Consider the following 16,557-nt stretch of genomic DNA (forward strand, 5'->3'; position numbering starts at 1 on the left):
AGAAACATCAAAAAGCGACTAGTACCTTGCGCAAATGGAGCAAGCGAACCCGCAATTACTTTTGGAATTGGTGACTATGAAAATGCCTTTTGGCAAATATAAGGGCACTATTCTTTGCAATTTGCCAATAAGCTACCTTGAATGGTTTTATAACGAAGGTTTTCCGAATGGCAAATTGGGCATGCTACTCCACACCATTTACGAAATAAAAATAAATGGCCTAGAAGAGCTTCTAACGCCCCTAAAGAGACGCTGATTACATAATCCCTCTTCTCTTTACAATGAGAATAAAAATCTATTTTTCCTGAAATTTTAATTAAACTGAACTCTAGGTTCACAAGATTTCCAAAATATTTTTTATATTATTTTGCGATTCCGATCACCTCTACCATAAACCTCCTAAGTTCCGCTGTTGCTGATTAGCACCTCGTGCTATTAATTATTATAATATTTCTAATGTATTAGAATGACTTCTAAAACCAAGAATGACAATGGTGATGTTGACCACACGCAACATTCAACTATTCAGAAATTTGAGCCTAATAAATCGATTGAAAAAATCGCCAATGCACTCGGTGGAGTATATTGGGTATCGGATTTCGATCTTAATCTCTTATATATAAGCCCTAGTGCGGACAAATTATTGGAGGTTTCTTCCGAAGAATTATTGGGTATTTCTTGGAACGAAATCATTCACCCTGATGACAAAGCCAGCTTCATAAGTGCTCTAGAATCTAAGCAGGACCAAACGCTAGAATACCGTTTAAAAACCAACCATGGAAACTATACTTGGGTAAGCCATGCCTTAACTTTTGAAGCTGATTTTGCCACCGGCATCATTCAGGATATTTCTAAATCGAAAGAACTCAAAGAGGAAATTGACCTATTATTCAGAAGTACCCAAGAACCCTTCTTAATTGTAGACAAATCACTAGATATCATAACTTTCAACAAAGAGTTTGGGCAGCTTTACTTGAAATACTTTGGCATTGATGTGAACAAAGGGGATTGTGTTCTAAACTATTCCCGAACACAACAAAGAGAGGTTTTAAAGTCGCTTTACGAACAAGTTTTCCAAGGTAAAACTCACGAAAGCATTGTATCATTTCCGTTTGAAGGCGAAGAAAAAAACATCAAGATAAATTACAGCCCCATGACCAATAAAAATGGGGAAATACTGGGTGCATTTGTCACTGCTGTAGACATTACTGAAAGCAAAAGGATTGAAGACAAACTCAAGAAAAACGAACGCCATTTTAGAGCACTGGTAGAAAACAGTTCTGATTCAGTAGTGATCCTTAAACAAGATGGAAGTCCAAAATATGTTTCTCCTTCAATAAAATCAGTTTTGGGCTATACCGAAGAAGAAGCCTATAAAATGAACCTTTTTGATGTGGCTCATCCTGAAGACATCCCCCACATTCAAAAAGAAATGATGGAGGTTTTGAATAATCCAGGAAATCCGATTTCAGGAACATTAACTAGGGTTAGAAACAAAGAAGGTGAATGGAGATGGATGGAGTTTACTGTAACGAATATGTTTCACGACCCGATTATTGAGGGAATCGTTTACAACTTCAGAGACATTACGGCCAGAGTAAAATCTCAAGATAAGCTCAAAGAATCGGAGGAGAATTACCGCGATCTTTTCAATCTGAGCCCACTTTCAAAAGTCATCTATCGGTTAAACGATCTGAAAATCCTGCACGTAAATGTTCAGGCGCTTCAGCAATACGGATATTCACGTGAGGAATTTAGTGAGCTAACTATTCTGGATATTCGGCCAGAAGAGGAAATCCCAACAGTATTAAAGCTCCACGAAGAAATTAAACGAGGCTCGGGCATCTTCAGATTTGGAGAACATAGGCACATGAATAAGGCTGGCGAAATATTGCATATGGATATTTCAGCTCAAAAAACCATATACAGAGGCGAAGAATGCGTAATCGTTGTTTGTCATAACGTTAGTGATTCAGTAATTATTCAACAAACAGAAAGACTTGAACAAGAACTTACGGAAGAAACCATAAAAACTGATTCAGATGTAGACAATCTGATTTACAAGTATCTCAAAGGTTTAGAGACCATTCACTCAGGGCTTATTACTTCAATTTTAAAAGTAAGAGATGGAAAAGTTTGGGATTACCTCTCTCCTAGCTTGCCAAACGAATTTAGAAGGCAAGTAAACGGAGCTCCAATAGGCCCTGTGGCAGGCAGTTGCGGAACAGCAGCATTTTTGCAAAAACGCATTGTGGTTTCTAATATCGAAACCGATCCTTTCTGGGTAAACTACCGGGGTTTAGCTAATCAATTCGATTTAAAAGCCTGTTGGTCGGAACCCATTTTCAATTCCGAAGGAGAAGTGATTGCCACATTTGCCAATTACTACAAACATGCAAAATCACCCACCCAAAATGAACTCGAAACTTTTGGCAGATCCGCTCCTTTGCTGAGCATTATTTTAGAGAACTATCAAAAAAGAAAAGAGCTTACCCTTAGCAATGAACGCTATGATTTTGTGAATCAAGCCACAAACGATGCCATATACGATTGGGATGCCATGATTAATGAAGTGCATTGGGGCTCGGGTTTTGAGCGTGCTTTTGGTCATGATGGAAATCGGGAAGATTTCACAGTTGAAGACTGGTTTAGCCTAATTCATCCTGAAGATCAAGAAGTTGTTGATCGAGAGCTACAAAAGTTTTTAGCCACAAAAAACCAAGAAGTTTGGGAAGCCAATTATCGGCTTAGAAAATCTGATTCCACTTATGCCTATGTTGAAGAAAAAGGCTTTGCCATTCGAAACAGACATGGCGAAGTGTACCGCATGATTGGAGCCATTCGCGATGTTACTGTTCAAAGAAAAGTTAAGCAATTATTAGACAATGCATCCAGCCTTGCCGCCATTGGGGGTTGGGAATATGACGTTATCAACAACTCGGTAACCTGGTCGGAAATAGCCAAAGAGATATTCGAAGTAGATCAAGAATATTTACCAAGCTATTCCACTGCATTCAACTTCTTCCCCGAGCATTTCAAGGAGAAGATGGCCAGCATTGTAGAAAACTCAATAACTGAAGGTACTTCTTTCGATATTGAATTCCCCATTATCACTCAAAAAGGAAATGAGCGTTGGGTTCGCGCCATGGGAATTCCCGAAATGGAAAATGATCAATGCGTGAGATTGGTAGGAAGTGTTCAAAACATTCATTTCAGAAAAATCGCACAGCTTGAATTAGCCAGAAAATCTGAATATCTGGTTTCAATTGCCGATATCACTGCTATTTTCTTGCAGAATCGTGGCTGGGAAGAGACACTGGAAGAAACATTCGAAATTATTGGTAGTGCATTGAATGTCAATAGAATTGCCTATTTCGAAATCGATGATCCTAAAAACAAAACCGATTTCATTTTTGAACAGAAATACCGTTGGACAACATCGGATGGCTTTAAACAGCTTCCATTCATTCCAAAGCAATCATTAAAGCCATTTTTAGACGAGCTCTCTCCTATGTTAGATGGACACCATGTGGACATGGAAAGAGATAAGTTGAGAAACGCCAAGCTAAAAAGGTTGCTGAAGAAGAATCAAATCAATTCTATGCTTTTGATTCCGATTCATATTAAAGACAATTTCTATGGATTTGTAGCTTTGGAAGATTCAACCCAAGTAAGAACATGGAAAAAAGACGAAACCTCTTTCCTACACAGTGTCATTTCTAATTTTTCCGTTGCCATTGAAAGACGACAAAGTCAATTTGCGCTGAAAGAGGCCTTTGCAGAAAAAAATCAGATTCTTGAAAGTATAGATGATGCATTCTTTGCGGTTGATAAAAGCTTTGTAATTACCTATTGGAACAGAATGGCCGAGCGAATGTCGAAGGTGCCGCGTTCCAAAATACTGGGTAAAAATTTATGGGATGTTTTCAAAAAAGAGGATTTCCCACTCTCTTTCTACAATTTCAGTAATGCAATGGATGAAATGAAAACCATCCAGTTTCAGGATTATTTCCCTCAAATAAACACTTGGTTCGAAATCAATGTATATCCTTCGCAAAGTGGCCTAACCGCCTATTTGAAAAATATTACGGATAAAAAATTAGCGGAAGAACAGCTGAAAGAATCCAACGAAAGGTTTGAAAAAGTAGCCATTGCCACCAACGATGCCATTTGGGATTGGGACATGCTTTCTGGCAAAGTGTACCGAACAGGTCAAGGGTTTTGCAATCTATTTGGCTACGACAACAACGAAGCCAATGAAAATGATGCTTTCTGGAGAGAAAGAGTTCATCCAGAAGACATTGAAGAAGTTACAGCTTCTCAACTCTCTACCCTAAAAGACAAATCTCTTCTTTACTGGGAACATGAATATCGCTTCTTGAAAAAGAGTGGAGAATATGCATATGTATATGACCGTGGCCACATTGTAAGAGATAAACGAGGCAAAGCGATTCGAATGATCGGAGCCACTCAGGACATTACACAAAGAAAAGAACACGAAGCTTCCTTAACTCGATTGAATCACGAGCTGGAACAGCGGGCCAAAGAACTCACCATTTCCAATACTGAATTGGAGCAATTTGCTTATGTAGCATCCCACGACTTGCAGGAACCTTTGAGAATGGTGACTTCATTTTTGACCCAATTAGAAAAAAGATACAGCGCTGATCTCGATGAAAGAGCACAGCAATACATTCACTTTGCGGTTGATGGAGCTTCTCGCATGAGACAAATCATATTGGATCTGCTCGAATTCTCACGTGTAGGAAAGCATGACGACAAACTTTCTCTCATTAATCTGAATGAAATCGTTGATGAGGTTTGTCAATTGCAATGGAGCAAAATTGAAGAAACTGATGCCATTATTGAGTTTGAAAATCTTCCAACCGTAATATCATACAAGTTGCCCATGGTTCAAATATTACAGAACCTGATCGGCAACGGGTTGAAATATCAGAAAAAAGATACTCAACCTAGAATTCAAATTAAGGCTAAAGAAGATGCACTTCAATGGCATATTTCAGTACAAGACAATGGCATCGGGATTGAAAAGCAATATTTCGACCGAATTTTTGTGATATTCCAACGTCTCCATAATAGAGACGAGTTTAGCGGCACCGGTATGGGACTTGCCATTGTGAAAAAAATTGTGGAAAATTTAGGAGGAACACTTTGGGTTGAATCTCAACCAGGGGAAGGTTCCACCTTTCACTTTACGCTGCTAAAACAACATGAACCAGAACCTACCACAACCTAGGTCCGCTTGGTATAAGCCGAAAAGGCTCGGCTTGAGCGTGTTTATCATTGCGATGCTGATAACGCAATTGATTGCTTTTAAAATTTATACTGTTGAAAAAGCCAATGAATTGCAGGAAGCTCGTAATGAAGCAGAACACATTAAAAATCAACTCGAAAACTCACTAGATTTCAGCATAACTGCTACTCGGGTTCTCGCCTTTATGGAAGAGCAAGACTTAATGGGCGACAACTTCGACAGCATAAGTCATGACCTCATTCAACGTAATAAGTTTATAGATGCTCTTGAACTGGTAAAAGGTAGCCACATTATAAAGATTTACCCTTTAGAAGGAAATGAAGCCGCACTTGGCTTAGATATTCTAAAGGATTCTGTCCATAGAAAAGAGGCTCTAAAGGCTTTGGCAAGAAGAGAGCTTTATTTTGAAGGCCCTTTCAGCTTAACTCAAGGCGGAAGAGGAATTGTGGGTAGATTTCCGATTTATAAAAAAGGCGATTTTTGGGGTTTTTCAGTAGTACTTATTCGATTAGAAACCCTTCTGAATGCCATTCAGGTTACCGAACAAGCCAATAAGAGCAAATTCACATACCAGTTTATTAAAGTCAATGGTGAAAATCTAAAATCAAATGCGTTCTTTCCTGACTTAGAAAACTATGATTCAGGCATTTACTACAAAGAGTTTATTCCTTTAGGAGATTGGGAAGTCTATGTAAAAATTACCGAACCTGAACACCTCATTAAAACGCTACCGTTTTCATTGTTGGGAATTTTATTTGCTGTGGCTCTAGCATTTCTAGCTTATCATTTAGCCGCGTTGCCTCAAAAGCTAAGCCTAATGGTAGATGAAAAGACTAAAGATTTGGCAAAATTAAACGAGCTTTTGGAAGAACGGGCCAAAGAACTCACCGCCTCTAATCAAGAACTTCAACAGTTTGCTCAAATTGCTTCTCACGATCTTCAAGAACCACTGAGAATGGTCACTTCATTTCTTTCTCAACTGGAAAGAAAGTATAGCCACGCTTTGGATGAAAAAGGGCTGTTATACATTGGTTTTGCTGTTGATGGCGCAAAACGCATGAGACAAATCATATTGGATGTTTTAGAATTTTCGAAAGTCGGAAAATACGAATATCCCATAGAGCCAATTCCTTTAGAAAGGGCCATTGACGAAACCAAACTGCTTCTGAAAAAACTTATCGAAGAAACTTCCACCCAAATATTGTATCAAGATTTACCTACCATTTACACTTACCACACACCTCTCAATCAGATTTTGCAAAATTTGATTGCCAACGCAATTCGGTATAGAAAAATAGATGTAGAACCGATAATAGAAATCACGGCAGAGGATAAAGGAGACTCTTGGCAAATAGCCGTTAAAGATAACGGAATGGGCATTGAAGAAGAATATCAGCAGAAAATCTTCCAGTTATTCCAAAGGCTAAATCAAAGCGACCAGTACAAGGGTTCTGGAATGGGGCTATCCATTGCGAAGAAAACCGCAGAGAGTTTAGGGGGCACAATTTGGGTTGAATCAGAAGTGCAAAAAGGCAGCACCTTCGTCTTTACCATTAAAAAAGTCAATCCAAACTAGTTATAAGTTCATTAAAACAGAGGTTATTCAAATAATCAATTTAACTCTTCACACTTACTAAAGTTTTTCATAAAAAAGACCGATATTATCAGTATAAATCGAAAGTTTGGTTTTAGAAAACGGCACAACCTTAACTTTCCAAACAAGTAGGCAAGGGAATCAGGGCATGAAATCAATCCACATATTATTAGTAGAAGATAACGAGGGCGATATTATTCTAACTACGGAAGCTTTTGAAGACAGCAAGCTAGTGAATAAGATTTCTGTAACCAGAAATGGAAAAGAAGCTCTGGATTTCCTCTTCAAAAAAAATAAATACGAGCATGAAACTTCTCCGGATCTGATTTTATTGGATGTAAATCTGCCTTTGAAAAATGGTCATGAAGTTCTTCAGACCGTAAAAAAGAACGAAAAAACCAAGCATATCCCTGTGATCATGCTTACCACTTCTTCTTCTGAAGACGACATCATGCTCTCTTATAAAAATCATGTCAACTGCTACATTACCAAACCAGTAGACGTAGCCAGTTTTCTTAGCGCTGTAACTTCAATAGAAAATTTTTGGGTCAATGTAGTTTCGTTGCCTAGCACCATATCCTGATGATTAAAGACAGAAAGCCTTACAACTTATTGGTAGTTGAAGATAATGCGGGAGATTTCTTTCTAATTCAAGAATACTTGCACGAGCTTATTTTGGCACCAAATATCATGCGTGCCAAAAGCTTTAAAGAGGCTCAGGAAATCTTGGGTAATGGACATGAAATTGACGCTATTCTTCTGGATTTGAGCCTTCCTGATCTCGAAGGTGAAAGTCTGATCAAAGAAACTATTGCACACGCGCAAAGCTTACCTGTAATCATTTTAACTGGCCATACCGACCTTGAATTCTCGATTCGATCATTGAGTATGGGAGCTTCGGATTATTTATTGAAAGATGAACTAAACGCTTTAATTCTCTATAAAAGCTTGGTTTACAGCATAGAGCGTCAAAAGAGTTTGATCGACATCAAACAGTCTGAACAACGTTATTCCGATCTTTTCCATTTGAGCCCGCACCCCATGTGGGTTTATGATGCCGAAACGTTGAAATTCATAGATGTAAATGAAGCTGCCATTCTTCATTATGGTTATAGCAATGAAGAATTTCTTTCAATGACGATAAAGGATATTCGCCCCGAAGAAGATGTTCCACGCCTGATGGAAGTAATTAACAGGCCCGACAGGGATTCGTCTCGATTCCACGGTGAATTTCGACACAGAAAGAAGAATGGCGAAATCATATTTGTAGACCTAAGAAGCAACACTTTCTTTCATAATGGGCGAAAAGCCAAAATCATTCTAGCGCTAGACATTACCGAAAAAAGGGAGGCCCAACAAGAGTTGATGATAATCACCCAAAAGGTAGAAGATCAAGAAAGAAAACGCATTTCTTTAAATATTCATGATGGCTTGCAACAAACGCTTGTAGCCTCATTTATGCAGTTTGATTCGCTACAAAAGAACCTTCACCAGCTTGACGAATCAAATCAAAACCGCTTTAAAAAAGGCTTTCAGATTCTTCAGATGGGCATAAAACAAGCGCGAAGTATTGCTCATGAGTTAATGCCTAAAGTCATTGAAGATTTAGGATATGTGATGGCTATCAACGAATTACTCGACCAATACGATGGCGTAATTGACTTCACTTTCACACATAATTTGGACGATCACCGTTTGCCCCAACATATTGAATTGATTCTTTTTAGAATCAGCCAAGAAGCCATCAATAACATTATAAAACACTCAAAAGCTACGGAAGCCCAAATCTCCCTTTATAGTTTTGATGGACTAGCCACACTTTCCATCACCGATAATGGAGTCGGTTTTAAAGTTGAAATGGAAGACGGAAAACAAAAAGCCTTTGGTTTGAAATCCGTAGAATCTCGCATTCGCTCTACTGGTGGAAGCCTGAATATTCAGTCGAGTTCTGAAGGCACAGTAATGGATATTGTTGTGCCAATCTACTAGCACACACCCGTTTAGTTTCAGTTTTAAGCAAACTTTAAGACATTAAAACTCAATCTCTCTGAAGACAAAGCATAAATTTGGAGCATGAGGATTCTGATTGTAGAAGATGAGCCTGGCATAGCCAATTTCGTAAAGCAGGGTTTAGAAGAAGAAACTTTCTCTGTAGACGTTGCTGAAAATGGTAACGATGGACTTGAAATGGCGCTTTCAGGCGTTTACGATTTGCTTTTACTCGATTGGATGGTTCCGGGTGTTAGCGGAATTGAAATCTGTAGGCAGTTCAAAAAGAAGTTCAGCAGAACGCCAGTCATTTTCCTCACAGCTAAAGACACCGTTCAGGAAACCATTTTCGGTCTTCAATCGGGTGCTAACGATTATATCAAAAAGCCCTTTCATTTTGAAGAACTTCTGGAACGCATAAAAGTACAACTAAGGCCTGACGACACAGAACACTTAAAACTTCAACTTGGCCCCATTACCCTAGACACTCGCTCCTATCAGGTTTTCAAAGGAGAGCAAGAAATTCAACTCACGAAAAAGGAATTTGCTCTTTTAGAATACCTGCTTAGAAATAAAGGAAATGTTTGCCGCAGAACTCGCATCATCGAAACCGTTTGGGACATTCACTTCGATTATAACACAGGCGTTATTGATGTTTATATCAATGCATTGCGCAACAAACTTCAGCTCAGCGAATCGGAAAACTACATTCAAACGGTAAGAGGAATCGGTTATATAGCCAAAGAAATATGAAGCTCGATTTCAAAAACAGAATTGCACTCTATTTCATAGTGGCTACGGCCATTATTACGGCCATTGCCTTTCTTACTGTTTTTGTAACGGTTCGCAACACCGTATATCACAACCTAGATCGCGACCTTTCTTATCAGGCGCAAAAGCACACCAAGGAAGTGGCCATGGAAACGGACAGCCTGTATTTTTCCAATAAAGCCGAATGGGAAGAACGCGAACATAGGGAAGTTCAGGTAAGCCCGGTTTTTCTACAATTGATTGATAAGGATGGAAATTTGATGGACAAATCTCCTAACCTTAAAGAGCAACAACTGCCTTTGGTGCTAACCGAGAAAATGGGTGACAATTTTACCACAAAATTGATTGACAGAAGTATTCGCCAGGCCCAAGTTCCTATTGAAAGAAATGGCGAAATTCAAGGTTATATTTTGGCTGCCATGTCGCTGGAAAGTGCCAATATGGTAATCAAAAATCTGAGAAACACATTGCTCATCTCCTATCCTATTGTGCTGATTGGGCTCTTTTTGATTTCTAGTTATTTGGCGGGTAGAAGTATTGTTCCGATTCAAACTATTATTAAAACCACCAATAACATTACTAAGAACAACCTGAATGAGCGGGTTCCATTACCGGCAAATAGAGATGAACTTTTTGAACTTTCTTCGGCCATTAATGAGCTTTTGCAAAGAATAGAAAACGCCATTCAGCGCGAAAGACAATTCACTTCCGATGCTTCTCATGAACTTCGAACTCCCCTTGCGGCTTTGCGTGGCACTTTGGAGATTTTGATTAGAAAACCGCGCACCCAACCTGAATATGAAGAAAAAGTAGAATATAGCTTAACCGAAATCGATAGAATGACTTCGATGGTTGAGCAACTTCTTCTGCTCGCTCGCTTCGACACTAGCAATAGGCTCGATGAAAAAACTCACGTGCCAATTGTCACGCTGATTGATGATATTCTTTCACGCCATCATCAGGAAATATCGAATAAAAGCATCAACGTTAAGTTCAACGATGTTTCTAATCAACAAGCGCTCATTCCTAATTACTGCTCTAATCTTATTTTGGATAACATCATCAACAATGCCATCAAATATTCATTACCCAATGGACATTTAAATATCCATGTAAGAACTGAATCAGGAAGAACCATTTGCAAAATCCAAGACACTGGCATTGGGATTAAACGAGAAGATATTCAGCATTTATTCAACCCTTTCTTCCGATCTGATGCTTTAAATCATAAGCAAATCACAGGAGTAGGCTTAGGGCTTTCCATCTCTAAAAAAGCAGCTAATGCCATTGGCGCTCAACTTTCTGTAGAGAGCGAATTGGATAAAGGCACTACATTCACCGTCATTTTTTAAGGAAATCTTAAGGATTTATTCAGAATTCACTTAGAAGGCTCATGATACCTTTAGGGCACGACAGTTATAGATCCTGATGCTCGAAAAAATCATAGAATACAGCCTCAAAAACAAGCTCATCATTTTACTTTTTACGGCCATAATGGTGGGCTTTGGTGTTTATTCACTCACAAACATACCGATTGGTGCCGTTCCCGATGTCACCAACAACCAAGTTCAAATTATTACCACTTCAAAAAATCTGGCTACTCAGGATGTTGAAAAGTTCCTCACCTACCCTGTGGAGCTGGAAATGGCAAATTTGCCAGGTGTAAAGGAAATCAGATCGGTTTCCAAATTTGGTCTTTCTGTAGTTACGGTGGTTTTCGAAGACAAAATGGGCACGTATTTACCGCGTCAGCTTATTGCGGAAAAAATTAAGAGTGCGGAAGAAAAGATACCAGCTGATTTTGGTAAGCCTTTCATGGGACCAGTCACTACGGGTTTGGGGGAAATTTACCAATACATTATTGATGTTGAACCAGGATATAGAGACCGATATGACATCACTGACCTTCGTACGATTCAAGATTGGGTAGTAAGACGCCAGCTTTCTGGGATTCCCGGAGTTGTAGAGGTTAACACATGGGGAGGCTATTTAAAGCAGTATGAAGTTGCTGTGAATCCAGAACGACTTCGAGCAATGAACATTTCGGTAGATCAAGTTTACGATGCGCTGGAAAAGAATAACAGCATTGCGGGTGGATCTTATATCGAAAAAGGAAACGAAAGCTATTTCATTCGAGGTGAAGGCTTGGTAAGCTCAATTCCTGATATTGAAAACATAGTGGTGACCACGCGCGAAGACATTCCGGTGTATATGAAAGATATTGCCGAAGTGGGATTTGGACACGCCAATCGCTTTGGAGCCATTACCGGAAATGGAGAAGGCGAAAAAGTTCTAGGTCAGGTAATGATGCTCAAAGGTGCTGCTTCAAAAGCCGTGATCGATGCGGTAAAAGAACGAGTAGCCGAAGTGCAAAGATCACTTCCTCCAGGTATTCGCATCAATGCATTTTTAGAACGAAGCGAATTAATTGACAAAACCACCGCTACCATTGCCGAAAACCTGATTTTAGGATGTTTGATCGTAATTTTCGTTGTTGTGGTTTTACTAGGCAATTTACGTTCAGGGCTTGTAGTTGCCTCGGTTATTCCACTTTGCTTGTTATTCGCTCTTTGTTTGATGTACATTTTTGGAGTGGATGCCAACCTGATGAGCCTTGGCGCCATAGACTTCGGAATTATCATTGATGGAGCAGTAATTATTGTCGAATACATCGCCTATAAAATCACTCATGAGCGAATGGCCATGGTGAACCTTTCCAAAAGTGAAAAAAGAAGTTTCATTGATAACATAACCTTCAAAGGAGCTACTAAAATGATGCGCTCGGCAGTTTTTGGCCAGCTCATTATCATCATCGTTTTCATACCGATTCTTTCTTTAGCCAATGTAGAAGGCAAAATGTTTAGGCCTATGGCTCTGGTTTTCTGCTTTGCCCTTATCGGAGCCATGATTCTCTGCTTTACCTACGTTCCTGTTGTAGCTTCTCTCTTTTTAAAACCTTCAAACCCTGAGAAAAGATCTTTATCATCTAGGCTTATTAGTTTCTTGGAAAGAAAATACAAGCCAACAATCACATGGGCTTTGAGACAAAAAACAATCGTATTGGGAGCTGCAGTAGCTCTTCTGGTTGTTGTGGCCCTTCTTTTTTCAAAAATGGGAGGAGAATTCGTACCAACCTTAGATGAAGGAGACTTTGTAATTCAACCTGTGTTGAAAACAGGAACCTCGCTTAGCAAAACCGTTGAAGCTACCACTCAAATGGAAAAAGTGTTACTGAAATTTCCAGAAGTAGATCAAGTGGTAACGCGAATCGGTGCTGCGGAAGTGCCTACGGACCCTATGTCTATGGAAGAAAGTGACGTAATGATCAAGCTGAACCCAAAAGGCGAATGGACTTCTGCCGAAACCAAAGATGAATTGGCTGATAAGTTCAAAGAAGCCTTGACGGCCCAACTACCCGGAATTGATTTTGAGTTCACCCAACCAATTGAAATGCGTTTTAATGAGTTGATTACTGGTGTTCGTGCTGATTTAGCTATTAAAATTTTCGGAGAAGATTTGGACATGCTGTACACAAAAGCATTAGAAGTTGAAAAAGCCATTAGAAATGTAGAAGGTGCGGCAGATATCACGGTAGAAAAAGTAGCAGGCCTTCCACAGATGTCGGTAAAATACGACCGTCAGAAAATCGCTCGATATGGCCTCAACATTCAAGACCTTAACCGACTGATCACCATGGGTTTTGCCGGAATGCCAGCTGGAACAGTTTTCGAAGGTGAAAAGCAATTCGATTTGGTAGTTCGATATGATAAGTCACACCGCCAAGACATCGAGAATATAGAAACATCAAGTGTGCTTCTTCCCAATGGGAACAAAGTTCCTTTGAGCGAATTCGCTAAAATCAGTTACACAAAAGGCCCCGCAAAAATTTCGCGAGATAACACACAAAGAAGAATTGTAGTGGGTGTAAATGTTCGAAATAGAGATTTGGAATCCGTTGTAAGCGATGTTCAACAAATCATCGACAATAAAATCAAATTACCGCCTGGCTATACAGTTGAGTACGGAGGTCAATTTGAAAACCTACGATCTGCCCGTTCTAGATTAATGGTTGCTGTACCGGTAGCGCTAATTCTCATCTTCGTTCTGCTCTACTTTGCCTTTAATTCAGTGAAAGAAGCCCTTATGATTTACAGTGCCATTCCGTTAGCAGCTGTGGGGGGCGTTCTGCTACTCTACATCCGCGATCTTCCTTTCAGTATTTCTGCAGGAGTTGGTTTTATTGCCCTTTTCGGAATTGCCGTACTCAACGGGATTGTTTTGATTGAACACTTTAAAGAGCTCAAAGAACAAGGTTATAAAGATATTAACGAGCGTATTATTGTGGGTACCCAACAGCGGTTGAGACCAGTTTTACTTACTGCATCAGCTGCTGCTTTGGGCTTTTTACCTATGGCCATTTCCACTTCTGCTGGAGCGGAGGTGCAACGTCCTTTAGCTACCGTAGTTGTTGGCGGATTGATTACTGCCACCATTCTTACCTTGGTGGTCTTACCCGTTCTGTATGCTCTTTTTGCAGAAAAGAAAACCCAATCTATACCAAGAGCTGCAATTATTACCATCATAGCCTTCTTCAGTTTTATGGCTCCCACAAAGGCCCAAGAAAAAACCATTACTGTTGAAGAAGCCATCGACATTGCACTGCAAAACAATGCTGGAATTAAGGCATCGACTGAGCGCGTCAATCAGAATCAGCAATTGATAAAAAGCACTTTCGATTTAGATAAGACTCAGATATTTTATGGCTACGACCAAAATAACATTGCACTGAATGGAAAAGCTCTAAATGTTTGGGGACTGAGCCAGACTATGAAGTTTCCTCTCGTTTATGGCGCACAAAAAAGAGTGCAACAAGGTAAAGTGGCGCTTTCGCAACAACAATTGGCCATAGAACAAAGGCTTATTAGCAAGGAAGTTTCGAAAGCTTACTATACCGTTGTGTACTGGAAAAACGTCACCAATAACTACCAGTATTTAGATAACCTCTATCAACAGTTTAACTATGCGGCTCAGCGAAAATTCGAAGAAGGAGAAAGCAACTATTTAGAAAAACTAACTGCTGAAGCAAAGCAAAAAGAGCTTGGGCTTTTGCTTCAGCAGAGCCTAGAAAAAGAACGAAAATCCTACACTCAACTTTACCAGTGGCTTCAATCTGACACGGAATACCTAGTGGTTTCTGAAGCGTTGCCTCTTTTGAATATTACCGCACTCGACACCGCAAACCACCCTGGTTTAAAATACTGGGAAGCCATGCAAAACTTTTCACAGCAAACCCTGAAGCTCGAAAAGCAAAGAATGCTGCCTGATTTGCACTTGAACGTTTTTCAAGGTACCAACAATGGTTTGAATGCAAGAACCTATACGGGCGTTCAGGCAGGATTGGGAATTCCACTTTGGTTCGGAGCCGATAAGGCTAAAATTGCCGCTGCTAAAACTCAAATGACCATAAGTGAACTGGAGTATGACAATTATAAGACTCAGCTAAAAGCCAAATTCGAAGCACTTCATTCGGATCTAAATCAATTCCAAGAAGCGATAGATTATTACCAAGAATCAGGACATCTGCTTTCGGAACAATTGATTAGCAACGCTTCTAAAGCCTTTGAGAATGGAGAAATTGACTTTTTACAGTACGTCCAATTACTCGACAATGCTAAAAACATAGAAATGACCTATCTGGAAAATCTATTTCAATACAACTTAACTCTTCTGGAAATCAACTACATCACTCAATACTAATACTAGCCAAATGCAATTCAAAAGTCTAAACATATACAGCTTTTTACTTCTTATGAGCCTTGGTGCAATGACGGCATGCGGTTCTAGTCAAGCGGAAGAAAATGAAACGCTTTCAGAAGAAAGTACCGACCCAAATACCATTGTGATTTCTGCTTCGCAATTCAAAGCGGCCGAAATGCAATTAGGAAAGTTGGAGACCAAATCGTTTTCTGAGACAATTCATACCACCGGTATGTTCGATGTACCTCCGGGAGGCCGAGCTTCTGTAAGCGCTTATTTCGGTGGCTATGTAAAGGAAATCGAGCTTTTGCCCGGTTCAACCACAACCAAAGGACAAACCCTTTTTACATTAGAAAATCCTTCTTATGTAATCACCCAAGAGCAATTTCTGGAAGTAAAAGGGCAACTGGCATTTCTGAAATCGGATTATGAAAGGCAGAAAAACTTGGCAGCAGACAAGGTGAGTTCGCAGAAGAAGTTCTTACAAGCTGAAGCTGATTACGAAGTCGCTTCGGCCAAATATGAAGCTTTGAAGAAAAGGCTTTCAATGATGAATATCGATCCAGAAAGTGTTCAGCCAAATCATTTGACTTCAATAATCAGCGTAAAATCTCCTATTAGTGGCTTTGTTACCAATGTTGAAGCGAGCAAAGGCATGTTTCTGAATCCGAGCGATGTGGCCGTAACCATTACCAACACCGATCATATGCACATCGAATTGAATGTATTTGAGCGAGACATCCCTAAACTACAGCTCAATCAAAGTGTAAGATTTAAGTTGGAAAACAACCCTAGCAAATACTTCATGGCACATATTACACTAATCAACAAGGCCATTGATCCACAAAAAAGATCAGTATTGGTTCATTGCCATATGAATAGCGAAGAGGAAGAAAAGCTATTTTTACCTGGTATGTTTGTAGAAGCTGAAATCATGACCAATACTTCGGAAATGCTTGCTTTACCATCAGAAGCAATTGTTGAAATGGAAAACACTTATTTCGTTCTTGTTAAATCAGCAGAAGCCAACGGAGAAATAACTTTCACTAAAAAAGAAGTTCAGGTGAAAGGCACAGATAATGGTTATACCTCAATTTTGAATACCAATGCTTTCAATAGCAACACTGAATTCTTGACTAAAGGAGCATTTAATTTGATTTTGGAGTAAGCG

General features: G+C 39.6%; 9 protein-coding genes. All 9 read left to right on the forward strand.

Annotation, left to right across the window (positions count from 1 at the left end; translation table 11 throughout):
* The first annotated feature begins 34 nt into the window (after positions 1-34).
* The 9 genes from ACXACJ_RS10750 (at position 35) to ACXACJ_RS10790 (ending at position 16,554) form a co-directional block, all read left to right on the forward strand.
* Positions 35-256: a DUF3820 family protein gene (locus ACXACJ_RS10750; RefSeq protein ID WP_475134369.1), complete on the forward strand. Its 222-nt coding sequence runs from the start codon at positions 35-37 to the stop codon at positions 254-256.
* 210 nt (positions 257-466) lie between these two features.
* Entirely contained in the window at positions 467-5,257 is a 4,791-nt protein-coding gene (locus ACXACJ_RS10755; RefSeq protein WP_475134370.1) for a PAS domain S-box protein, read from the forward strand.
* Complete coding sequence (locus tag ACXACJ_RS10760; RefSeq protein WP_475134371.1) at positions 5,232-6,851, forward strand: sensor histidine kinase; 1,620 nt, start codon at positions 5,232-5,234, stop codon at positions 6,849-6,851. The genes ACXACJ_RS10755 and ACXACJ_RS10760 overlap by 26 nt, the downstream gene beginning before the upstream one ends.
* A 166-nt stretch (positions 6,852-7,017) precedes the next feature.
* Positions 7,018-7,452 carry a response regulator gene (locus ACXACJ_RS10765; protein ID WP_475134372.1) on the forward strand — a complete coding sequence of 145 codons (435 nt, stop codon included), beginning with the start codon at positions 7,018-7,020 and terminating at the stop codon, positions 7,450-7,452.
* Positions 7,452-8,858: a PAS domain-containing sensor histidine kinase gene (locus ACXACJ_RS10770; protein ID WP_475134373.1), complete on the forward strand. Its 1,407-nt coding sequence runs from the start codon at positions 7,452-7,454 to the stop codon at positions 8,856-8,858. The genes ACXACJ_RS10765 and ACXACJ_RS10770 overlap by 1 nt, the downstream gene beginning before the upstream one ends.
* 84 nt (positions 8,859-8,942) lie before the next feature.
* Positions 8,943-9,611: a response regulator transcription factor gene (locus tag ACXACJ_RS10775; protein ID WP_475134374.1), complete on the forward strand. Its 669-nt coding sequence runs from the start codon at positions 8,943-8,945 to the stop codon at positions 9,609-9,611.
* Positions 9,608-10,981: a sensor histidine kinase gene (locus tag ACXACJ_RS10780; RefSeq protein ID WP_475134375.1), complete on the forward strand. Its 1,374-nt coding sequence runs from the start codon at positions 9,608-9,610 to the stop codon at positions 10,979-10,981. Before ACXACJ_RS10775 ends, ACXACJ_RS10780 begins: the two co-directional genes overlap by 4 nt.
* Before the next feature lie 76 nt (positions 10,982-11,057).
* Positions 11,058-15,386, forward strand: a complete 4,329-nt coding sequence (locus tag ACXACJ_RS10785) for a CusA/CzcA family heavy metal efflux RND transporter (protein ID WP_475134376.1) — start codon at positions 11,058-11,060, stop codon at positions 15,384-15,386.
* A gap of 10 nt (positions 15,387-15,396) precedes the next feature.
* Positions 15,397-16,554 carry an efflux RND transporter periplasmic adaptor subunit gene (locus ACXACJ_RS10790; protein ID WP_475134377.1) on the forward strand — a complete coding sequence of 386 codons (1,158 nt, stop codon included), beginning with the start codon at positions 15,397-15,399 and terminating at the stop codon, positions 16,552-16,554.
* Positions 16,555-16,557 lie beyond the last annotated feature (3 nt).

This window comes from Roseivirga sp. AWQ4_251 (assembly GCF_056158225.1).